Source organism: Flavobacterium sp. KH_001, assembly GCF_057840745.1.
This window is the reverse complement of sequence record NZ_CM174520.1, coordinates 1,936,661-1,957,220: the sequence shown is the minus strand read 5'-3', so window position 1 is coordinate 1,957,220 and position 20,560 is coordinate 1,936,661. Positions and strand designations below refer to the sequence as shown.

Annotated in this window: 23 protein-coding genes; 9 read left to right on the top strand and 14 right to left on the bottom strand. The window is 32.9% G+C overall.

The annotated features are described in order from the left end of the window. The first annotated feature begins 15 nt into the window (after positions 1 to 15). The 5 genes from AC3ITQ_RS08485 (at position 16) to AC3ITQ_RS08465 (ending at position 3,997) form a co-directional block, all read left to right on the top strand. Complete coding sequence (locus AC3ITQ_RS08485) at positions 16 to 1,023, top strand: Kelch repeat-containing protein (protein ID WP_489238027.1); 1,008 nt, start codon at positions 16 to 18, stop codon at positions 1,021 to 1,023. Further along, on the top strand, positions 1,007 to 1,345 hold the full coding sequence (locus AC3ITQ_RS08480) for a DUF4907 domain-containing protein (protein WP_489238025.1): 339 nt from the start codon (positions 1,007 to 1,009) through the stop codon (positions 1,343 to 1,345). The genes AC3ITQ_RS08485 and AC3ITQ_RS08480 overlap by 17 nt, the downstream gene beginning before the upstream one ends. Continuing rightward, positions 1,346 to 2,458 (top strand): sensor histidine kinase, encoded by a 1,113-nt coding sequence (locus AC3ITQ_RS08475; RefSeq protein ID WP_489238023.1) that lies wholly within the window; start codon positions 1,346 to 1,348, stop codon positions 2,456 to 2,458. It abuts the gene before it with no gap. Positions 2,459 to 2,470: 12 nt separating this feature from the next. Then, entirely contained in the window at positions 2,471 to 3,181 is a 711-nt protein-coding gene (locus AC3ITQ_RS08470; RefSeq protein ID WP_489238021.1) for a dioxygenase family protein, read from the top strand. A gap of 99 nt (positions 3,182 to 3,280) precedes the next feature. Then, entirely contained in the window at positions 3,281 to 3,997 is a 717-nt protein-coding gene (locus AC3ITQ_RS08465; RefSeq protein WP_489238019.1) for a LytR/AlgR family response regulator transcription factor, read from the top strand. A 96-nt stretch (positions 3,998 to 4,093) separates the two neighbouring features. Here AC3ITQ_RS08465 and AC3ITQ_RS08460 read toward each other — a convergent pair whose 3' ends face one another. Then, positions 4,094 to 4,612: a gamma carbonic anhydrase family protein gene (locus AC3ITQ_RS08460; RefSeq protein ID WP_375034331.1), complete on the bottom strand. Its 519-nt coding sequence runs from the start codon at positions 4,610 to 4,612 to the stop codon at positions 4,094 to 4,096. Positions 4,613 to 4,619: 7 nt separating this feature from the next. Continuing rightward, a complete protein-coding gene (locus AC3ITQ_RS08455; RefSeq protein WP_489238016.1) occupies positions 4,620 to 5,609 on the bottom strand; it encodes a PorP/SprF family type IX secretion system membrane protein in 990 nt (329 codons plus the stop codon). A 142-nt stretch (positions 5,610 to 5,751) separates the two neighbouring features. Between AC3ITQ_RS08455 and AC3ITQ_RS08450 the strand changes: the two genes are divergently transcribed. From AC3ITQ_RS08450 to AC3ITQ_RS08440, 3 genes are all read left to right on the top strand, one after another. Beyond that, on the top strand, positions 5,752 to 6,651 hold the full coding sequence (locus AC3ITQ_RS08450) for a NifU family protein (RefSeq protein ID WP_489238015.1): 900 nt from the start codon (positions 5,752 to 5,754) through the stop codon (positions 6,649 to 6,651). A 155-nt stretch (positions 6,652 to 6,806) separates the two neighbouring features. Next, positions 6,807 to 7,214, top strand: coding sequence for a YtxH domain-containing protein (locus AC3ITQ_RS08445; protein ID WP_489238013.1), 408 nt, complete (start codon positions 6,807 to 6,809; stop codon positions 7,212 to 7,214). 88 nt (positions 7,215 to 7,302) lie between these two features. Continuing rightward, the gene (locus tag AC3ITQ_RS08440; RefSeq protein WP_375034335.1) at positions 7,303 to 8,112 is read left to right on the top strand and encodes a mechanosensitive ion channel family protein; all 810 of its coding nucleotides are present in this window, start codon (positions 7,303 to 7,305) and stop codon (positions 8,110 to 8,112) included. Between the two features lie 6 nt (positions 8,113 to 8,118). Here the strand turns inward: AC3ITQ_RS08440 and tsaB are convergent, their stop codons facing one another. From tsaB to AC3ITQ_RS08405, 7 genes are all read right to left on the bottom strand, one after another. Next, a complete protein-coding gene (tsaB, locus tag AC3ITQ_RS08435; RefSeq protein WP_489238010.1) occupies positions 8,119 to 8,793 on the bottom strand; it encodes a tRNA (adenosine(37)-N6)-threonylcarbamoyltransferase complex dimerization subunit type 1 TsaB in 675 nt (224 codons plus the stop codon). Positions 8,794 to 9,075: 282 nt separating this feature from the next. Next, positions 9,076 to 10,365 carry an efflux RND transporter periplasmic adaptor subunit gene (locus AC3ITQ_RS08430; protein WP_489238009.1) on the bottom strand — a complete coding sequence of 430 codons (1,290 nt, stop codon included), beginning with the start codon at positions 10,363 to 10,365 and terminating at the stop codon, positions 9,076 to 9,078. A gap of 6 nt (positions 10,366 to 10,371) precedes the next feature. Next, on the bottom strand, positions 10,372 to 11,823 hold the full coding sequence (locus tag AC3ITQ_RS08425; RefSeq protein ID WP_489238007.1) for a TolC family protein: 1,452 nt from the start codon (positions 11,821 to 11,823) through the stop codon (positions 10,372 to 10,374). A 79-nt stretch (positions 11,824 to 11,902) separates the two neighbouring features. After that, positions 11,903 to 13,018 carry an efflux RND transporter periplasmic adaptor subunit gene (locus AC3ITQ_RS08420; protein WP_489238005.1) on the bottom strand — a complete coding sequence of 372 codons (1,116 nt, stop codon included), beginning with the start codon at positions 13,016 to 13,018 and terminating at the stop codon, positions 11,903 to 11,905. Positions 13,019 to 13,057: 39 nt separating this feature from the next. Further along, positions 13,058 to 14,323, bottom strand: coding sequence for an ABC transporter permease (locus AC3ITQ_RS08415; RefSeq protein WP_489238003.1), 1,266 nt, complete (start codon positions 14,321 to 14,323; stop codon positions 13,058 to 13,060). A gap of 2 nt (positions 14,324 to 14,325) precedes the next feature. Continuing rightward, complete coding sequence (locus AC3ITQ_RS08410; RefSeq protein ID WP_489238001.1) at positions 14,326 to 15,570, bottom strand: ABC transporter permease; 1,245 nt, start codon at positions 15,568 to 15,570, stop codon at positions 14,326 to 14,328. Beyond that, positions 15,563 to 16,264, bottom strand: coding sequence for an ABC transporter ATP-binding protein (locus tag AC3ITQ_RS08405; RefSeq protein WP_489237999.1), 702 nt, complete (start codon positions 16,262 to 16,264; stop codon positions 15,563 to 15,565). Before AC3ITQ_RS08405 ends, AC3ITQ_RS08410 begins: the two co-directional genes overlap by 8 nt. A 176-nt stretch (positions 16,265 to 16,440) precedes the next feature. On the opposite strand from AC3ITQ_RS08405, the gene AC3ITQ_RS08400 reads away from it, so the two are divergent. Continuing rightward, positions 16,441 to 17,847 carry a DUF4403 family protein gene (locus AC3ITQ_RS08400; protein WP_489238913.1) on the top strand — a complete coding sequence of 469 codons (1,407 nt, stop codon included), beginning with the start codon at positions 16,441 to 16,443 and terminating at the stop codon, positions 17,845 to 17,847. Positions 17,848 to 17,885: 38 nt separating this feature from the next. On the opposite strand, the gene AC3ITQ_RS08395 is transcribed toward AC3ITQ_RS08400, so the two are convergent. The 5 genes from AC3ITQ_RS08395 to AC3ITQ_RS08375 form a co-directional block, all read right to left on the bottom strand. Further along, positions 17,886 to 18,185 (bottom strand): hypothetical protein, encoded by a 300-nt coding sequence (locus AC3ITQ_RS08395; RefSeq protein WP_489237997.1) that lies wholly within the window; start codon positions 18,183 to 18,185, stop codon positions 17,886 to 17,888. After that, entirely contained in the window at positions 18,178 to 18,759 is a 582-nt protein-coding gene (locus tag AC3ITQ_RS08390) for a DUF420 domain-containing protein (protein WP_489237996.1), read from the bottom strand. The genes AC3ITQ_RS08395 and AC3ITQ_RS08390 overlap by 8 nt, the downstream gene beginning before the upstream one ends. A 1-nt stretch (position 18,760) precedes the next feature. Then, positions 18,761 to 19,450 (bottom strand): SCO family protein, encoded by a 690-nt coding sequence (locus AC3ITQ_RS08385; protein ID WP_489237994.1) that lies wholly within the window; start codon positions 19,448 to 19,450, stop codon positions 18,761 to 18,763. A gap of 10 nt (positions 19,451 to 19,460) precedes the next feature. Further along, positions 19,461 to 20,117, bottom strand: a complete 657-nt coding sequence (locus AC3ITQ_RS08380; RefSeq protein WP_489237992.1) for a hypothetical protein — start codon at positions 20,115 to 20,117, stop codon at positions 19,461 to 19,463. A 78-nt stretch (positions 20,118 to 20,195) separates the two neighbouring features. Next, entirely contained in the window at positions 20,196 to 20,546 is a 351-nt protein-coding gene (locus tag AC3ITQ_RS08375) for a cytochrome C oxidase subunit IV family protein (protein ID WP_072975495.1), read from the bottom strand. Between the last annotated feature and the right edge of the window lie 14 nt (positions 20,547 to 20,560).

The window sequence follows — 20,560 nt, the reverse complement described above, 5'->3', positions numbered from 1 at the left end:
TAAATTTAATACACTATGAATAATTTAAAAAAAGGAATATTATTCGCGACACTGCTTTCGAGTCTCTTTTTTATAGGCTGCAGCAATGATGATGAAGATGATGATTTAATAGGAAACTGGATTAAAAAATCTGCATTTGACGGACCTGCAAGATCTAGTGCCACAAGTTTTATTATTGGAGATTATGCCTATATAGCAACTGGATACACCGGAGATGAATATTTGAAGGATTTATGGGCATACAATTCTACAGGGGACTATTGGGAACAAAAAGCTGATTTCTCAGGAGTTGGAAGAAGTTCTGCTTCAAGTTTTGCATTAAACGAAAAAGGATATGTAGGTCTTGGATATGATGGAACTAATAAATTAAAAGATTTTTACCAATACGATCCCACAACTAATAGCTGGACACAAAAAACAGACTTTGCCGGGACCGGCCGTTACGGAGCAGTAGGATTTCAAGTTGGTGGAAAAGCCTATTTCGGAACTGGTTATGATGGAAATTATCTTAAGGACTTTTATCAATACAATGATCAGACTAATAGCTGGAGCATTGTAAACGGATTTAGCGGAAATAAAAGACGTAATGCTACCGTTTTTATAATTGCAGATAAAGCTTATTTGGGAACCGGAATTAACAATGCTGTTTATCAGGAGGATTTTTGGGAATTTGATTCCGCTACAGATGTTTGGACAAGAAAACGTGATATCGATCAAGATGGAGATGACGACTACACATACAATGATGATTACGCAATTGTTCGTTCTAATGCATCTAGTTTTGCCATGAACGGATTGGGTTATATTGTAGGAGGAGAAAGTGTGAGAACGATTTGGGAGTACAATCCTTCGACAGATTTATGGGTTGAAAGAACAGCAATGGAAGGCGCTACAAGAACAGATGCTGTTGGTTTTGCGGTTAATAATCGTGGATTCTATATGTTGGGAAGAGTTGGTTCCAGCTACTTTGATGACGCTTGGGAATTTAAACCTACTGAAGAACAAAATGATGATGATAATTAATAATAAAAAGCAACTCTTCTGGAGCAGCATCCAGAAGAATTTGCTGTTTTTCATATTCGTTTTGTTATTGATAGCCTGTACCAGAAAAGAATCTTTTACAATTGAAACATTTAAAACAAAGACTGGATGGGGTTATTCGATCACAAGTAACGATAGAGTTTTAATTAAGCAATCTATTATACCAGTAATAAACGACACAAAAAGTTTCAAAACGAAAGAAGATGCATTAAAAGTGGGCACTTTGGTTGTCGATAATCTCAATAAAGACTTATCGCCAACGGTAACGAAAAATGATTTAATTTTATTAAAAATAAAATTATAAATGAACATAGATACCATCAGAAATACCAGCTCAAACAAAATCCTGTTCCATAGTATCATATGGGCTTTCTTTATTTTGACATCCTTAATTCAATTTTACGAAAGTCCGTTCAGAATCAATAATGATTTCTATGTGCAATGGATTACGGGAATCATTTTGTTTTATCTGAATTATTTTTATTTGGTACCCGCCCTCCTTTTAGAAAAAAAATACTGGCTTTATTTTGCTTTTGCTTTTGCCCTTATCCTTCTTTTTATGGTTATCAGGATCAATTATTTCATCCCTGAATTCAATCATGTCAGACCAGCAAACATGTTACCTCCCAAAATAATGCCTGAAGGCTCAGCTGATTTTATTAAAGGAGAAAGACGCGTTTTAATGGTAAGAAGACAGCCTTTGTTTTTTAAAATTGGACCATCGCTATTTTACATTTTAATTCTAACCATAAGTGCCATAATTAGAACACTAACAGAATTTTACAACAATCAACAAAACAAATTAATTGCCGAAACACACCGAACAAATACTGAATTGATTTATCTGCGTAAGCAAACTAATCCGCATTTTTTATTTAATTCTTTAAACAGTATCTATTCATTGGCACACAAAAAATCTGATTTGGTCCCTGATGCCATCGTAACACTATCCGAGTTAATGCGCTATATGCTGTATGAAACGGATAACAAAACGGTGGCTTTAGAAAAAGAAATTAATTATATCCAAAATTATATTGAGTTACAAAAACTTAGGCTTAATGACATTGAAGACATCGTTATAAATGTTCACGGTGATACAAGAAATAAATTCATAGAACCTTTGTTATTGATTTCGTTTGTTGAAAATGCCTTTAAATACGGAACCGATTATAAAGGTGCAGCACACGTAAAAATTAAAATTTTCATACACGAAAACAGTTTAGATTTTTGGATAGAAAATACCATTGAAGACTATAGAAAAGATCCTGAAAACTCAGGAATAGGGTTAGTTAACATAAGAAATCGTCTAGACTTGCTATATCCAAACGCTCATCAATTAGATATAACCCAGGACAATCAGTACTACCGTGTGCATTTAAATTTAAAATTAGATGAAATTCAAACACCAATAAATTAATAACAACTGATTATGGACAGAAAAAAATTCATCCGAAACGGTATTTTAGGAATCGCTTCTCTTGCAACAGCTTCTAAATTATTGGAATCCTGCTCAAAAAACGATAATGACGACTCGGGGTCTAATTCCTCAACAGATGGAAACTGCACTGTTTCTCCTGCTGAAACAAAAGGTCCTTTTCCTATAAAAACACCAAGCCAATTGATTTTAGAAAATATAAAATCAGACAGAATTGGAGTTGCTTTACTTATTAACCTAACGATTGAAAATAAAAGCAATAATTGCGCTCCATTAGAAAATGTTTTGGTAGATGTATGGCATTGTGATAAAGATGGAAACTATTCAGAATATGGAGGAACTTCGATGCAACAAACCAATTACACGGAAGTTCATTTTTTAAGAGGCAGACAAAATACTAATACAAAGGGAGAAGTATCCTTTATTTCAATTTTTCCAGGCTGGTACCAAGGCAGAGCGCCACATGTACATGTTGAAATCTTAACAGCAACTGGCTCTTCATTATTGGTAACACAAATTGCTTTTCCTGAAAATGTTTCAAGCGAAGTATATTCAAGCGCAAATTATGTCGCACACGGTCAAGCCGACACTTCAAATACAAGAGATAATGTTTTCTCCGATAGTTTAGATGATGAACTTGCCACATTAACCGGAAATCTAACGGATGGTTACACCTTAAGCAAAACCATAACGGTAACTGCTTAATTTAAAACCAGTAATTTATGAAAACTTTAAAACTTAATTTACTGGTTTAAAACTACTTTTGAAGACCAAAACAAATTTAATGATCTAATACTGAAACAGATGAAATGTGTAATTATAGATGATGAACCTCTAGCGGTAGAACTACTAGAAGATTTTGTTCGAAAAGTAGATTCGTTAGAATTGGTCAGCACTTTTAATAACGCTATCGACGCTGTTTCATTTATCAATCAGACGAATATAGATTTGATATTTTTAGATATTCAAATGCCTCATTTTTCAGGAATAGAATTTTTAAATACTATAGAAAAAAAACCATTGATTATTTTTACAACTGCCTATTCTGATTATGCGGTTGAAGGATTTAATCTTGGTGCGGTAGATTATTTGGTAAAACCAATTCCGTTTCATCGCTTTTTAAAATCTGTAGTTCGTGCCCAGCAAATTTTCAATCCTACAGCCACGCTTCAGACTATTTCTGAAAATACTACAGCTCCTGAATTAGAACAGGATTTCATGTTTGTAAGAGCTGAATATGAGAACGTAAAAATGAATTTTGCTGATATTTTATTTATTGAAGGCCTAAAAGATTATGTAAAAATCTACACAACCGATAATAAATTTACGCTCACCTTAATTAGCTTGATAAAATTAGAGAATTTACTTTCCAGTAAAGGGTTTTCAAGAATTCACAGATCTTATATCATCAATATAAAACATGTAAAATCGATCCAGAAGAATAAGGTTTTAATAAGTGACAAACGTATTCCGATTAGTGAAAGCTATAAAAATACTTTTTTCGAAAAAATCAATTTATAGTTTTTTTTTAATCTCAAAAAATAAAAATTCCAAATCCCAATTATCTGACACTCATTGGTATTTGGAATTTTTATTTTTTAATTTTTTATTTGGAATCTATTCTTCGTTTTTAAACCAGCCCGAATACATTACATAATTGTTTGATATACGCTCAATTTCGCCTGCAAAATCAGATTGGTCAATATCTTTTACTTTTTTAGCAGGAACTCCGGCATAAATACTTCCTGAAGTCACGATAGTATTTTGTGTCACAACTGCTCCTGCGGCTACAATTGCATTACTTTCAACTACACAATTATCCATTACAATTGCGCCCATTCCTATCAAAACATTATCATGAATAGTACAACCGTGCACAATGGCATTATGACCAATTGAAACATTGTTTCCTATAATAGTTGGATGTTTTTGATACGTACAATGAATAATTGCTCCATCCTGAATATTAACCTTGTTTCCAATTTTAATAAAGTGAACATCACCGCGAATTACAGCATTAAACCAAACACTGCAAGATTCACCAAATGTAACATCACCTACAATGGTCGCATTTTCAGCAACATAACAATCCTCTGGAATTGAAGGCGTTTTTCCGTTTACAGACTTAATTAGCATAAAAAAATTAATTAATTGCCGGACAATTACAATCGTAACGTTCCTTTTTACAAAATAAATTGATACCTAATGTAATTTGATGATACCCGCCAGTATCAAATTTCACATCACCCAGCACTTGTGAGTACGTATAGGCGAACATAAAATTCTTATAATTAACACCAATTATTGGTGTAAAATATTGTAATTTTTGAGATGAAACACCACTTCCCGATGTATATTGTGCACCATCAAAACTTCTTCTGTATGATAATGCTGCCCATAAGCTTCCAAAATCCATGTCTTTGTAAGCTTTCATGTTTAAATCAATTGACTTCTCTTTAGTCTGATCAAATATTTGAAGCAATACTGAAGGTTCCCAAGTGATTTTATCACTTTTGCCAAAAACATATCCAGCGCTTAAAAGGTATTTTCTAACATTGTCACTTTCTAAATCGCTGTACAATTCTTTTCTGGTTTCAATTAAACCCTGAACAGTAGCATGGGCATAAAAATTTAAATAATTATATGAAGCACCAACATCTAAATTAAAATAAGAATCTTTTTGAATTTGTCCATAAAGAAGAGGATCGTATTCTGTCCCAAATGCTGTTTCATCTAATTGATTTTGGATTACTCCACCACTAATACCGAAAGAAAGCTGATTTAAATCAATTTCATCTCTTGAAAACATAATATGATGTGCGTAAGTAAGCTTTACACCTTTTTGAGAATGATATCCGTTTTTATCATTAAAAACAATAATTCCTGCACCTGATCTCTCACCTACTCGTCCATTAAAACTTAACGTTTGAAGTTCTGGCGCATCGTCCTGACCAAACCATTGTTTTCTGGCCGTCAATCTTATTTTAGCACAATTTGCCGCCCCAGCCATAGACGGATGAATCAAGTAGTAATTATCTGATAAATAGTCTGAATAAACAGGAATGCCTTCTTGCGAAAAAGAGTAAAATGAAGTTAATAAAAAAATAAATAAAACCCTGATTCTAAATTTCATAAAGGCAGCTTTGTTTAAATAAATTATAGACTCCCAATTTAATCCGATTAGTTATAATAAGAATCTTAATTATTTTATTAAAAAATCAAATATAGCTATTAGTAGAAAATAACTTTAGTAAATTTGTAAAAAATTACAAGTCATGACAAAAATCACCATAAAAGAAACTCAAAATCCAACTATATTAAAGTTTGAATTTGAAGATTTCATCACTCAAAACCAAAACTTTGAGTTTAAAAATATTGATGAGGCACAGGAATCACCTTTAGCGCAACAATTATTTTACCTTCCGTTTGTAAAAACAGTTTATATTTCAGGAAATTTCATCGCAATCGAAAGATACAGCATTGTAGAATGGGAGGACGTTCAAGATGCCGTTGCTGAACAAATAGCAGCATTTGTTGACAAAGGTGGTGTTATTATTAAAGTAGACGAAAACAAAGCAAAAAAACAACCTATTACCGTTTATGGAGAAACAACTCCAAATCCGGCAGCATTAAAATTTGTTGTAAGCAGAATGTTAACCAGAAACCCGGTAGAATATAAAAATATTGACCAAACGGCTTCTTCACCATTGGCAAAAGAATTATTTAAGTTCCCTTACGTAAAAGAGGTTTTTATCGATGAAAATTATATTTCGGTAACTAAATACGACATTAACGACTGGGATGAAATCACTTTGGAAGTCAGAACATATATCAAACAATTTATCGAAAATGGAGGAACTGTTTTAGATGAAAGTTTAATTGAAGTTACTACAAAAAATGACATCACTAAAGATGAAGCTTTTGATAAATTGGATGTGACTTCACAACAAATCATCAACATCTTAGAAGAATATGTAAAACCGGCAGTTGCTGCTGACGGAGGAAATATTGCATTCGATTCTTATAATGAAGATGACAAAACAGTTAAAGTTATTTTGCAAGGTGCGTGCAGTGGTTGTCCATCTTCTACTTTTACTCTAAAAAGCGGTATCGAAAACATGTTGAAAAGCATGTTAAATGATGAAGCTATTAAAGTTGAGGCGATAAATGCATAAAAAATAATTTCAGAAAAATACCAAAAGCGTTCGCCCATAGCGAGCGCTTTTTTTATTACTTCTCTTCTTACTTTTCAATAAATTATTCTAACAATAACACTATAATTCTGCAAAAAAGTTTAATATTGTATTTCTAATCAATCAATTATAAAACCATGGGATTATCTTCATTTTTCAAGAATTTATTTGGCTCGGCCAAAGAATCTGCAACAGATTTAGCCAATCAGGCTGAAAGTACTTTTGAGCAAGCAAAGGAAGCTGCCGCTCCTTATATTGAAAAAGCTGAGGCTTTTACAGAAGAAACTATCGCAAAAGCCAAAGAAGCCTCAGAACCAATTCTGGAAAGTGCCGCAGAATACGCACATCAGGCGAAAGATATCGTAAGTGAATATGTAGAAAAAGCAACAGATTCTATAAGCGATGTAATTGATTCCGTAAAAGAAAAAGCGAACGATATCGGTACGGATACAAAGACAATTGCTTCGGAAACTGTAGTTGATGCCAGTGAAACGGCGGCAACTGTTGAAGATAAAATTATTGACGAAACTGAAACTAAGGAATAGATACTTATTTTTCTTATAAGAGAAATATCTTATATTTGCATCACTAATACACCTTCTCGTTTTGAGAAGGTTTTTTTATTCAATAAACATGATGAGTCCAGAGCAAATTAGTACTTATGTTACTAAATTCATTGACGTACTAGTTGATTATGCGCCAAAACTAGTTTCGGCATTTCTAATTTTATTTGTTGGTATTTATGCTATCCGATTAATAAATAGAATTATTACAAAAGTAATGGTTCAAAGAAATTTAGATCCTACATTAACAAAATTCCTTTCAGATATCTTGATATGGGCGCTTAGAATTTTGTTGTTTGTAACCTTTATTTCAAAACTTGGTATTGAAACTTCTTCCTTTGTTGCCATCTTAGGTGCCATGGGACTTGCAGTTGGTTTATCATTACAAGGTTCACTTTCTAACTTTGCAGGCGGAATGTTAATCATTGTTTTCAAACCTTTTAAAGTTGGCGATACGATCGAAGCACAAGGTGTTATAGCTACTGTTAGCGAAATTCAGATTTTTGTAACTAAAATGCTCACTGCCAATAATCAAACTGTTTTTGTTCCAAACGGTGCATTATCTAACGGAACGATCATTAATTATTCTATGCAGGGTGAAAGAAGAGCCGATTTGACTTTTGCCGTTTCGTATGATTCAGATATCAAAAAAGCAAAAGAAGTTCTTTTAGATGTTTTAAATAAAAATCCTAAAGTACTTAAGAAACCTGCTCCAGAAGTTTTTGTAAAAAACCTAACCGCTAGTGCTGTAGAGTTTTCAGTACGCCCGTGGGCTAAAAATGTAAATTATGGTGTTGTTTTTTCTGAAACTCTAGAGAATTGCAAAACAGCTTTGGATGAAGCCGGAATTTCAGTTCAACCGTATACACTTCAAAAATAAAATAATTTATTGTTTTTTTGATGGAGGTGCCATCATAAAATCTTTTAAATAATAAGGTTCAAAATAAGCGACATCTACAGTGTCGCTTATTTGGTACTTACCAAAACTGATTTTGCTCATTGCTGCAGCTGAAGGGTATTTTATATCTTCCAGAAAAACAAAATTATCTTTTGTTAAAACAGACTTGCATTTATCTGCACAGTCACCAACAAAGTAAAGTACATCCGTGTAACCCGTAAAAGAATCTTTTGTTATAACTTCTGCCAGAATCTCTCTTTCAACTTCCAGGTTAGCATTAAAAATTTCACTATAAACTTCCATTCTTCTGGCATCCAGCATCGGAATTATTTTTCCGTCAACAACTTTCGCCTGAGAAGCCAATGTTTGTAATGTATCCACAGCAATCAATGGAATATTTAAAGCAAAACACAGTCCTTTTGCCGCCGAAACTCCAATTCGCAAACCGGTGTAAGAACCAGGTCCCTGACTTACAGCAATTGCAGCTAAATCCTGAACTGTAATTCCAGCTTCTGCAATTGCTTCTTCAATAAAAACATGGAGTTTTTCGGCATGCGAATATCCTTCTTCAGCAATTTCTCTACATAAAATTGTTTGACCATTTTTTGCAATTGCTACAGAACAATTTTTTGTAGCGGTTTCGATATTGAGAATAAAAGACAAAATTGTTTGTTATTAAAAATTATACAAAAATTAAAGCAGCAAAAATAAGGGTTAATAACCAGAATAATACAAATGCCGCACACAAATTTGCCAATAAAAAGCCTATGTATATGATCAACCTTTTTTCTACTGCAAAATATTTAAATTCATGATTATAATATTTTGTTTTATAGACACTATAATGCACCCATATCAAATATGCAATCACACTAAGGAAGCCTCCAACACCACTAAAAATGATTTCTGACGGAACTCCATGCAAAGCAATTATCATACTACAACCTACTTTTTAGGTGCTTCTGCTTTTTTAAGCTTCACTTTGTCGCCAGAATTTAATTCTTTTGAAACTGTTGTATAAGGTCCCGTTATCACAACATCACCAGATTTTAATCCTGACATCACTTCGATATTAGTATCATCCTGAATACCTGTTTTGATAATTCTAATTTTAGCTTTATCACCAACTTTCACAAAAACACACTCGAATTTTTTATCGCTCTTTGGTACTACTTTTTTCTCACTAGGATCTTCTACTGTAAAATCCTTAACAGCAGCAGTATCTGATTTTACAACCACTGAACTAATAGGCACAGCTAATACATTTGTTTTTGTTTTTGTCAGAATATCAACAGTAGCTGTCATACCTGGTCTGAACGGAGAATAAGAACTCGGTTTTCCTTCTAATAAATCCTGATATGACTCTTTTAGAATACGAACTTTAACCTTAAAATTAGTAACCTGATCTGAAGTCAGCGTAGTGCTTGCCGAATTAGAAATACTTGTTACAGTACCTTTAAATTTCTTTTTTAAGTAAGCATCAACTTCAACATTAGCTTCATCGCCAATTTTTATTTTTACAATATCATTTTCATTTACGTCAACTTCAACCTCCATATTATTAAGATTTGCTACACGCAAAAGCTCTGTTCCTGCCATTTGTTGAGTTCCTAAAACACGTTCTCCTAACTCAACATTTAAAACCGAAATAGTTCCATCTGCAGGTGCATAGATAGTTGTACGCCCTAAATTATCTTTAGCCTCATTTACTGATGCAGAAGCACTTTGAACCGTGTAATAAGCGTTTTGTTTGGTCGCTTTTGCTACTTCAAAAGATGCAATTGCCTTATCCCAGTCAGATTTTGAAATAACACCTTTGTCATACAAAGTTTTATTACGTTCATAGCTTGCTTTTGCTTCCTTAAAACTAGCTTCCGACTGCGTTAAGCCAGCTTTAGTACCCGATAAATTAGAAACTGAACGATTATAGCTTGAAGTATATAAATCTGGATTTATTTTTACCAATAAATCTCCTTTTTTTACAACCTGACCTTCTTTTACATTCAATAAAATAATTTCTCCAGATACTTCAGGTGAAATTTTAACTTCAATTTCCGGCTGAATTTTCCCTGTTGCCGAAACCGTTTCGACAATAGTTGAAGCCACTACTTTTGAGATTTCTACTTCTTTTCCTTCATCCTTATTTCCTATTACTCCCGATTTCGAAAGACCTACTAAAACTGCAATAATAACTACTGCGCCTCCTATCAAGAAATAAACTGTTTTTTTTGACATAATAAATTATTTTGTAATAATTGGGACAATTGGAATTCCAAAGTAGAATTCAAGTATTTTTATTTTAAAAATATAATCATATTTCGTTCTGATAACATCAGACTGAGCATTTGTCAATAATGTTTGCGCCTGTGTAAAATCAAATGAATTCATTAGACCTACATCATACTTCTCTTTAGCATAGTTGTAAGCCTGTTGCCTCGCTTCTAAAGTTACAGTTGATGACTCGTAAGTATTTAACGCACCTTTTGCATTTGTAAAAGCAGTATAAACGTTACGTTGCAAATCTAAACTTTTTTGCTCTAAATCTATTTTAGATTTTTCTAAATTAACTTTATTTCGTTCTACATTATTGCGAACTGAGAAACCGTTGAAAATTGGAACAGAAAGCTGCAAACCAAATGATTGCCCCTTATTATCACTAAATTGATCTAAAATTGGCTGAGGACCGCCTAAAACAGGAGTGAAATTATTTTGCAATACTGCTTGATTCGTCCCTTCAACGAAACCGATCTGAGATGTTGGATTTGCTGTATTTGGGGTTGCTCCTGTTATAATATCTGAATAACTGGCTCTTGTATTAAAATTATAAAAAGCACTTAACGTTGGTTGGTAAGCTCCTTTCGCAATTGCTACATTTTTCTCAGCAATTTCAAGATTAGTCTGTGCCAGTTTTAACTCTGTTCTTGTTTCTTTTGCCTTATTGTAAATATCAATTGGGCTTTGCGCCATTATATTATTTTCATCTTTTGCATTTGTATCATCAATTACATCAAAATCTGCAAATTCCTTTAATTGTAAAAGCTGTGCTAAACTTAATTTTGAGATCAGTAAATTGTTTTCCGAAACAGTAATTGCCTGTTGATCTGTTGCAATAGTAGCTTTTAGATCATACAGATCTCCTCTTGGAATTGTTCCAGCATTTACCATTTCTTCAGAACGTTTTAATCGCTTTTCATCAATTGATAATTGTTCTTTTTTTACTTTTAACTCTTCCTTATAAGATAAAATCTGAAGAAACGCATTGGCAACATTCAGCGAAATATCCTCCTGCATTTTCAGTAATTGATACTGTGATGCAATTATAGAAAGCTTCGATCTTCGATACGTATTCTGGATTTGCAAACCTTTGTAAATATCAACTCCGGCACTTAAACCTACAGATGAATATTGAGTTGTCTGATTACGCAAAACACCTGTTGTAACATCTTGATTCAAACCAATGTTCCATGAATGTGAAGCATTTCCGTTTACTGAAGGCAGATATCTGCCAAATGCATCTTTTTTATCAATATCAGCATTTTCTACATCAAGTTCGGATATTTTTATTGTGATATTATTGTCTAGTGCATATCGTACACATTCTTCCAGTGTCCATTGTTTTGTTTGCGCCTTGGTTGTTAGTCCAAACCCGAAAAGAATAGCAAAAACGAAACTATTATATTTATTTATTTTCATATATTTTGAATGAAAGCATAGTAGAAACACTACGCAAATTTAACATTTTTTAAAACCAAAAAAACCCTTATACTTTCAATTATTTTTTCTCTCCTTCGCTAATCAAACCCTGATTCCAAATTTTAATTTTATCAGAATTTTTGATACCGCTTTTTACCTGAACATATATTCCGTCGCTCACACCAAGGACTAAATCCTTTCTTTGAAATTTCTGAGGAGCAGTTTCTATTTCAACATATGGTTTTTGTGTTTTTTTGTCAAATTGCACCAGCGATTCTTTTATAGCCATAACTTTATCTGCTTTTTCTAAAATAATAGAAGCGTTTGCGCTTAAACCAGCTCTGATAAAAGTAGCATCTCTGTTTTCTAAAGAAGCTTTTATTTCAAACTGAATTGCACCATTTTCCACTACACCTTTAGGAGCGATATCTGTTAAAACTGCTTCAAATTTTTTATTTTCAATTGCACCAACAGTAATTTCAATTGGCATTTGAACTTTGATTTTCCCTACTTCAGATTCATCTATTTTTCCAATAAAGATCATTCTACCAACATCAGCAACACTGGCAATTGTAGTTCCTTCATTGAAATTATTACTTTCAATAACTTGATTTCCAACTTTCACCGGAACCGCCAAAACCATTCCGTTTACTGTTGAGCGAATTAAAGTGTTAGCATAACTTCCTAATGATGTTGTAGTTCCTGTTTTAACGATATCCAAACTTTGTTTTGCAGCTAAATAATTTTGTTGAGCTTGTTTATAAGCCAATTGAGCCGCATCAAAATCATTTGCAGAGATCACCTCTTTTTCAAATAAGGTTTTTTGTCTTTTATAGATTTTCTCCTGATTATCTAAAGCAATTTTAGCTGTTTGTACTTGATTTTGAGTACTGCTTACATTAGACACATTGGCAACAACTCTAATTTTTGCAATCATGTCGCCTGCTTTAATTTTCTCACCAGCTTTGATATATACCTCTTCAATAATACCCGAAATATTTGGTTTGATTAAGACCTCTTCGTCAGGTTGAATATTACCAGTTGCAATGGTGGTTTTTACGATTGTTTTAACCTCTGCTTTCTCCGTTTTAAAAACAATTGGAGATTCTTGATTTTTAGCATACAAATAGTAAAGTGCGCCAAAGAAAACTATAGCAATAAAGATTAAAATGGTTACGGTTACTCCTTTTTTCATTTTGTTTTTGGTTTAATCGATTATATTTTGATTGATAATTTATTCTGTTCGTAAAGCATCTACAGGCTTTACATTAATTGCGGTCTGTGCCGGAATAAATCCTGCCAGCAAACCAGATCCTACTAATATTAATAATGCTACAAATACGACTCCTAAATCAACACTCGGATTAGCAAACATAGTGTTACTATCGGGGGGCATCGAATCTAAAACCATATTTAAAATAGCAATAATTCCTGTCGCGACTGCAATGCCAAACATACCTGAAATAATAGTCAGAAATATTGATTCAGATAAAATTTGCCCACGTATAGCACCGGGCGTTGCGCCTAAAGCCCTGCGAATTCCGATCTCTTTAGTACGCTCTTTAACTACAATAAGCATAATATTCGAAATTCCAATAACACCTGAGATCAAAACCAGTGTTCCAACAAAATAGGCAATGATTTTTAAGATATCAAACAAACTCTGGACTTTATTAAATTGCTCATATAAATCAAAATTACCTACGGCACGATCATCAGCCGGGTTTATCGAATGAAGTGATTTTATAAGCTCCAAAATTTTTGGTTTTAAATCTGTTATCGAAGTTTCATCCTTTGCCGTAAGTGCCATCCAGCCTACCTTGTCTCCATAATTAAATGCTTGCTGGAAAGTCGTAAACGGTACGAAAATATTTTTTTGTTCCTGTTCTGCATTTCCGCCTTGCTGTTTAGAGTGGTAAACACCAACTACCATAAAATTAACTCCGTTCACTTTTATATAAGTCCCAATAGCTTCTTCTTCCTTTTCATAAAGTTCACTAATAACTCCTTTTCCAATTACTGCTATTTTTCTTCTTTCATTAATATCCTGCTGATTTATAAAACGCCCTTTAATTATATCCATCGGTTGTTGCTTGATAAGCTCTGGATAATCACCATAAACTGTGAATGCTGAAGTTTTTGTACCTCTCACTACATTATTTGTCCCGTTAAAATCTCCTAATTGATTTCTTGGAGACACATATAACAAATCTGGCAAAGCTGCTTTTAAAGCTGCTACATCACTATTCCTAAAATCATAACGACGAACCTTTGGCAAACCTTTATATGCCTTAGAAGTGGTCTGACTCCACATAAACATCGTATTTGTGGCTATTCCGTCAAAACCTTTTTTGATACCATTTTCTAAACCATTTCCTGCCGCCAATAATATTACCAAAATAAATATACCCCAAAATACACCAAATGCAGTCAGAGTCGTTCTGAAAACGTTGGCTGTTAAAGCCTGTAAAATCTCGTCCCAATTATCTTTTTTAAACATAATTATTCGTCTCTAAGTGCTACAATAGGTTTAATTTTGGCTGCTCTGTACGCAGGAAAAAATCCTGCTAATGCTCCTGCAAATACAAGTAGCGCAAGTGTTGTCAATGCCACACTAAAATCTACTTCGGGATGTTGAAAATATTCACTTTGCACCATCGGACCAACAAATTCTAACAATAATAAACTTGCTAAAAGCCCTACAAAACCAGCAATGGTAGTAATAAAAATCGACTCATGAAGAATCATTGAAATGATTGAAAACGGAGATGCACCAAGTGCTTTTCTGATTCCTATTTCTTTTGTTCTTTCTTTTACGATAATTAACATAATGTTACTTACCCCAACAACTCCGGCAATGATCGTACAAATTCCCACCCACCAAAAAAACAATCTGATATAAAGATTCAGATCATAAAATTGCTTAGCATCTTCAACTGAATTATAAACACCAACCCCACCATCATCTTCAGGAGCTACCATATTTCTACTTTTCAGCAAATCCTTCAAATCTTGTGTGAATTTTTTAGATTGTGCTAAAGCTTCGTCATAATCATTTGTTTTTTTCATCGTAAAAAACAAATTGCTTATTTTATCTCCACCACCAAAAGCTCTTTGGACAGTTGTTAAAGGTAAATACGCTCTCGCTTCTTCTCTTTCCCCACCCGGATCAGTAAAAATCCCAACTACCTTAAAATTAATGCCATTGATTATGATTTCTTTGCCTAGAGCATCTTTGTCTTTAAACAAATCCGTTTTAACTTTCATTCCAATACAAGCTACCTTTTCATTGTTGGCCAAATCTGAGCTATTTACATAACGTCCCTGAACTATTACAAGGTTTTCAATTCCGCCATAATCTGGAGTAACACCTCTATATTGATAACTGCCTGATTCTTTTCCGTACGAAAATGCACCTCCCCAAAAATTATAGGTTGACGCTCTCATATCTAATTTATCATCAAATTTCTGTACAGATTGATTAAAATCCCCATCTCGGTACTGAATTTGTCTTCCTGGATTCAACCCTTTATACTCTTTTGTAGTCGTTCCCGACCAAACTTCAATGATACCGGCAGCATCACGTTCGAATTGTTTTTCAATTCCGTTTTGAAGTCCTTTACCAGCACCAAGCAAAATCACCAAAATAAAAATACCTGAGGCTACAGAAATTCCGGTCAGGAATGTTCTTAGCCTGTTTTTGGAGATTGCTTCGAATATTTCCTGCCAACGCTCAATATTAAACATAAGATGAAGCTCTAACTTGTTCTACCTTTTTATCATCAATGATTAATCCATCTTTCAGGACCACATTTCTTTTGCACATCGCGGCAATATCAGGTTCGTGGGTAACGATCAAAATAGTTTTCCCTTCATCGTTAATTCCTTGAATAAGCTCCATAACCTCATAGGAAGTTTTGGTATCTAAAGCTCCTGTTGGCTCATCTGCCAGTAAAACTTTTGGGTTTGAAGCTAATGCTCTAGCGATTGCAACACGTTGCTTTTGCCCTCCTGAAAGTTCATTTGGCAAATGGTGCGAATGCGAACCTAAACCCACTTTTTCCAAGTATCTCATAGCAATTTCGTATCGCTCTTTTCTTTTTATTCCCTGATAATACAATGGCATCGCAACATTATCAAGCGCACTTTTATAATTAATCAAATTAAAGGATTGAAATACAAACCCTAAAAACTTATTTCTATACTTAGAAGCAAGTGTTTCATTCAATTTTTTAATAGGAGTTTTATCTAAAATATAACTACCAGAATCTGCCTCATCCAAAATTCCTAAAATATTAAGAAGCGTAGATTTTCCTGATCCGGATGACCCCATTATAGCAACCAGCTCGCCTTCTTCAATATTAAAGTTTATTCCTTTTAACACATGTAATTCTGAACTTCCCATTTTATAGGATTTGTGTAAATCTTTGATTTCGATCATGGTACTGTTAAATTTTAAAACAATAATAACATTTTTATTAAGTAATTTATGGTAAGAAAACGTTAATAATTTCGTTTTGATATTACAATAAGACTCTATTTCTTATCAAATGTTACACATTTTCACAATAATATAATTGTTTTCTTAATTTTGCATCACTCAAAAAAATCTTAATGATGAAGTTTTTTTCAATTTTCTCTTTATTCACGGTACTTACCATGTTTTCAGGATGTTCAACATCTCAAAAATTAGAAACATTAAAACCCGAACCAGATGATGCAAGTCCCTTAGTTTATGATGCAAATCCATCTTTTATCAACCTCCCAATAACGGTAAAATTGAGCGATATTGAGTATCAGACCAACTCAATTTTAAACGGATTAATTTATGAAGACAATAACATCGAAGATGATGATATTGAAATGAAAATTTGGAAACAAGCTCCAATAAAAATCCAAAACGATCGCGCAAATCCGGATAAAAAAATAAAAACTATCCTGCCTTTAAGAGCAACTATTAAATATCGAATTGGAACAAAAAAACTCGGCGTTGACCTTTATGATACCCGTGAATTTAATTTAAATGGAGTTATTACTTTATCGAGTGAAGTGGCGTTGACAAATTGGAAATTAAATACCAAAACGGAATTTAAATCATTAGATTGGAACGAAAGTCCGACAATGCAGGTTTTCGGAAAAAATATGCCAATAACGTATTTAGTAAATCCAGCTATTTCTATTTTTAAATCTAAAATAGAAAAGAAAATAGATGAAGCAATTGAAAAATCAATGGATTTTAAACCGAATGTTTTATCAGCTTTAGAAAAAATATGTACGCCTTTTCAAATGAGCGACACTTATGAAAGCTGGCTGCGAATTACTCCTGTTGAAATCTATTCGACAAACGCAAAACTTAAAAATGATTTATTTTTATTGGATATGGGAGTAAAGTGCAATATGGAAACTATTATGGGCAAGCAACCTGAATCTAAATTCAACGCCAATAAAATTATCCTAAAACCTGTTGCTAAAATCCCAAATCAGATTACTGCCAATATTGCTGCAATTTCAACCTATATTGATGCTTCAAAAATAATGACTAAGAATTTTGCAGGCCAGGAATTTGGTTCAGGAAGCAAAAAAATAACGGTGAAAAATGTGAACATCTGGCACAAAGATGGAAAAATGGTTATTGCACTGGATGTCTTAGGATCTATAAACGGAACGCTTTATTTAAATGGATTCCCACAATACAATCCTCAGACAAAAGAAATTTATTTTGAAAAACTGGATTATGTTTTAGACACCAAAAGCAAATTAATGCGCACCGCAAGCTGGTTGGGTCAAGGATACATTTTAAGAAAAATGGAAGAAAGCTGCCGTTATTCTATTCAACCCAATTTAGAAGAAGGTAAAAAAAGCATGGCTACCTATCTTAAAAACTACTCTCCTATGCCAGGTGTATTTGTAAATGGAAAAATGGAAGACATTCAGTTTGATAAAATTCAGTTGACGAATCAGGCTATTATTGCTTTTATAAAAATAAATGGAACAGTTAATGTTTCTGTTGATGGATTGAAATAAAATATATAAAACCAAAAAAGAAAAAAGCAGTATAAAAATTATACTGCTTTTTTCTTTTTTGATTGGTACATTCTATAAATCAGAACACCAATAATTCCAACAAGTAAATACGGAATTACCATTAAATAAACAATTCCATCATTGACTGCCTCTGCTTTTTTCGTATTAGAATCTCCCGCAAGAGCCGCCCTGCACATCGCGCATTGAGCATTAGCTGCAAGAGAAAAGAACATAGAGAAAAGAACATAAAAATATCTAGTTGACATTAATTTTCTAACTCCACCTCTATTTTCAATTCTATTTTCTTTATTTTTTATTCTATTTTCTATTTTATGCATAATAAGGAAAAATCATTAAGTAAACCACTACACCTGTTACAGCGACGTACAACCAAAGTGGAAAAGTTATTTTAGCTATTTTTCTGTGTCTGTCAAAACGTTGTGCCAAGGCTCTAACGTAAGTAATTAATACCAGAGGAATAATAGCGATAGACAATAGAATATGACTAATTAAAATCAAAAAATATACATAACGTAATGATCCAATTTTAGCTGTTTCAGCTAAATCAAGAATTCCATCATGATTCAAATCTCCAAATTTAGTAGAATCAGCTGTCATGTGATACGCAACATACATAACTAAAAAAGCAACTGATAACATAATAGCAAAAGTCATTAATTGCTCGTGTAATTTACGTTTACCATTTTTTATAGAGATCACAGCCCACACCAAAACTACGGCTGTAATACCGTTTGTAGTCGCATAAATTGGAGGTAAAAATGAAAGTGGTTCAACATCAATTCCGAAATCTTTTAATTTGACTCCAAATAAAATTCCAACCACAACCGGAATTACAATTGAAACAGCAACAATAAACTTGCTGAATTTTTTTTCTAATGAATTATCTTCCATTTTATTCTTCTAATAATATTTTAATATCTTCTTGTATGTCCCTAACTCCCTTTTTATCCAGTCCATCATAGTATAAAATTGGGTTTCCAAATTCATCTTTACGACAACGAATATTTCCATCTTTATCAATTAAGGCAAATAAACCTGAATGCTCAAAACCACCATTTACCTTTGCATTTTCTCCCGCATACAAGTTGAATCCTTTGTTTGACAGATCCATTATTGTTGCTTTATCACCCGTTAAAAAATTCCAGTTCGACGATTTTACCCCTAACAACTTTGCATGATCTTTTAAAACTTGCGGTGTATCATGAGCAGGATCGATTGTAATAGATACAATTCCAAAGTTTGGGTTTCCGAAAAAAGTTTTCTCAATCTCCAACATACTCAAATTCATCTTTGGGCAAATAGAAGGACAGGTTGTAAAGAAAAACTCTAAAACATAAACTTTTCCTTTATAAGTTTGATTTGATACTTTAGCGTTATCCTGATTGGTTAATTCAAATTTTGGAGCCTGACCGATAGTCAAAAGTTTAGCATCCGATTTTGAAGATTTCAGACCTACATTATCCAAACGATTTCCTTTTACAACGTCACCATTTTTTATTCTGTCCACTATTTTTGGCACTGCATAAATTCCGAAGATTAAAACAATAAACGAAATTCCGATATATGATTTATTTTTAAACATATTTTAAAGATTAAAGTTCTTTTGTAGCATTATGATTTTTCTTGAGAGCAGCACGATATTCATATAATATGATTTTAAAATCATCGAGCATTTCATTGCTTAACTCAGATGGATGAAAAGTATCATAACCTTCTTTGTATTCGTCTTTCTTATCTTTTGAAGCTCCTTTTCTACCTCTTAAATTTCTTGCCTTATCTACGATATAAACATTTGAAGTTCCAAGATTTTGATCTAATTTTCCTTTCAAATGCAATTGATCGTAAAAGGTTTTAATTTCCTGAGGAGAAGCAAAAACAAAATGCCAACCCGATACATCTGTAAAAGCACCTAAAGATTCTTCAATTTTCTGCGCATCGTTTTCTGTTCCTAAAGGGCAAACAACTACAAACTGCAAATCTTTAAAGCCATTATAACGTTGGTAGATTTTCTCATTCAGATTGAAAAAATTCCCTCTGTTTTTTAGAATTTCAGAACCTGAAAAACCAAGAATTGTTATCTTGTTATTTAGGGTTACTTTTTCACCTTTTAATGATTCCCAATTACCAAAGTCGGCAATTTTAGGAGTTATTGTTGGAAGTTTAGTAAAACTGTTTACTCCTGAAGCAAAAAATAAATAGGCTACAATCGGCAGAACAAAAAGTACAAAGAGAACTATATTTTTTTTCATTGTATTAACGGAAGTTATTGAGGTACAAAAATAAAAAAAGCTCCGTTAAACGGAGCTTCTTTTCGAATTAATATCATGTTAAAAATTCCATTTAATGGTAGAATCTTTAAAAACCCCATAAATATAATGTCCTTCTGTCAATAGAATAAACAATAAATATAAAACTAGGAAAATAACTGGTGATACAACAGACCATCTAAGGCTGCTTTTTTCACCTTCCATGTGCATAAATGCCCATACTATATAATAAGCTTTGAAAATTGTAAGGATATAGAAAATCCAGTTCAATAAATTCAAACCTACAAAATGATTAAATTCTAATGATTCTGGTTTTAAAATACCCAGGATAACTTCTACTGTAGTTACTACTGAAAGTAATGCAAAAACAAACCAGATTCTTTTTGTATTTGATACGTGTTCGTGTGACATAATAATTAAAATCT

Bases quoted from the DNA above. Each gene is read 5' to 3' on its own strand.
- AC3ITQ_RS08470 (WP_489238021.1), top strand. From the start codon at position 2,471: ATGGACAGAAAAAAATTCATCCGAAACGGTATTTTAGGAATCGCTTCT.
- AC3ITQ_RS08375 (WP_072975495.1), bottom strand. From the start codon at position 20,546: ATGTCACACGAACACGTATCAAATACAAAAAGAATCTGGTTTGTTTTT.
- AC3ITQ_RS08460 (WP_375034331.1), bottom strand. From the start codon at position 4,612: ATGCTAATTAAGTCTGTAAACGGAAAAACGCCTTCAATTCCAGAGGAT.
- AC3ITQ_RS08445 (WP_489238013.1), top strand. From the start codon at position 6,807: ATGGGATTATCTTCATTTTTCAAGAATTTATTTGGCTCGGCCAAAGAA.
- AC3ITQ_RS08380 (WP_489237992.1), bottom strand. From the start codon at position 20,117: ATGAAAAAAAATATAGTTCTCTTTGTACTTTTTGTTCTGCCGATTGTA.
- AC3ITQ_RS08415 (WP_489238003.1), bottom strand. From the start codon at position 14,323: ATGTTTAAAAAAGATAATTGGGACGAGATTTTACAGGCTTTAACAGCC.
- AC3ITQ_RS08395 (WP_489237997.1), bottom strand. From the start codon at position 18,185: ATGCATAAAATAGAAAATAGAATAAAAAATAAAGAAAATAGAATTGAA.
- AC3ITQ_RS08385 (WP_489237994.1), bottom strand. From the start codon at position 19,450: ATGTTTAAAAATAAATCATATATCGGAATTTCGTTTATTGTTTTAATC.
- AC3ITQ_RS08420 (WP_489238005.1), bottom strand. From the start codon at position 13,018: ATGAAAAAAGGAGTAACCGTAACCATTTTAATCTTTATTGCTATAGTT.
- AC3ITQ_RS08480 (WP_489238025.1), top strand. From the start codon at position 1,007: ATGATGATGATAATTAATAATAAAAAGCAACTCTTCTGGAGCAGCATC.
- AC3ITQ_RS08455 (WP_489238016.1), bottom strand. From the start codon at position 5,609: ATGAAATTTAGAATCAGGGTTTTATTTATTTTTTTATTAACTTCATTT.
- AC3ITQ_RS08450 (WP_489238015.1), top strand. From the start codon at position 5,752: ATGACAAAAATCACCATAAAAGAAACTCAAAATCCAACTATATTAAAG.
- AC3ITQ_RS08400 (WP_489238913.1), top strand. From the start codon at position 16,441: ATGAAGTTTTTTTCAATTTTCTCTTTATTCACGGTACTTACCATGTTT.
- AC3ITQ_RS08485 (WP_489238027.1), top strand. From the start codon at position 16: ATGAATAATTTAAAAAAAGGAATATTATTCGCGACACTGCTTTCGAGT.
- AC3ITQ_RS08425 (WP_489238007.1), bottom strand. From the start codon at position 11,823: ATGAAAATAAATAAATATAATAGTTTCGTTTTTGCTATTCTTTTCGGG.
- AC3ITQ_RS08430 (WP_489238009.1), bottom strand. From the start codon at position 10,365: ATGTCAAAAAAAACAGTTTATTTCTTGATAGGAGGCGCAGTAGTTATT.
- AC3ITQ_RS08410 (WP_489238001.1), bottom strand. From the start codon at position 15,570: ATGTTTAATATTGAGCGTTGGCAGGAAATATTCGAAGCAATCTCCAAA.
- AC3ITQ_RS08405 (WP_489237999.1), bottom strand. From the start codon at position 16,264: ATGATCGAAATCAAAGATTTACACAAATCCTATAAAATGGGAAGTTCA.
- AC3ITQ_RS08475 (WP_489238023.1), top strand. From the start codon at position 1,346: ATGAACATAGATACCATCAGAAATACCAGCTCAAACAAAATCCTGTTC.
- AC3ITQ_RS08465 (WP_489238019.1), top strand. From the start codon at position 3,281: ATGAAATGTGTAATTATAGATGATGAACCTCTAGCGGTAGAACTACTA.
- AC3ITQ_RS08390 (WP_489237996.1), bottom strand. From the start codon at position 18,759: ATGGAAGATAATTCATTAGAAAAAAAATTCAGCAAGTTTATTGTTGCT.
- AC3ITQ_RS08440 (WP_375034335.1), top strand. From the start codon at position 7,303: ATGATGAGTCCAGAGCAAATTAGTACTTATGTTACTAAATTCATTGAC.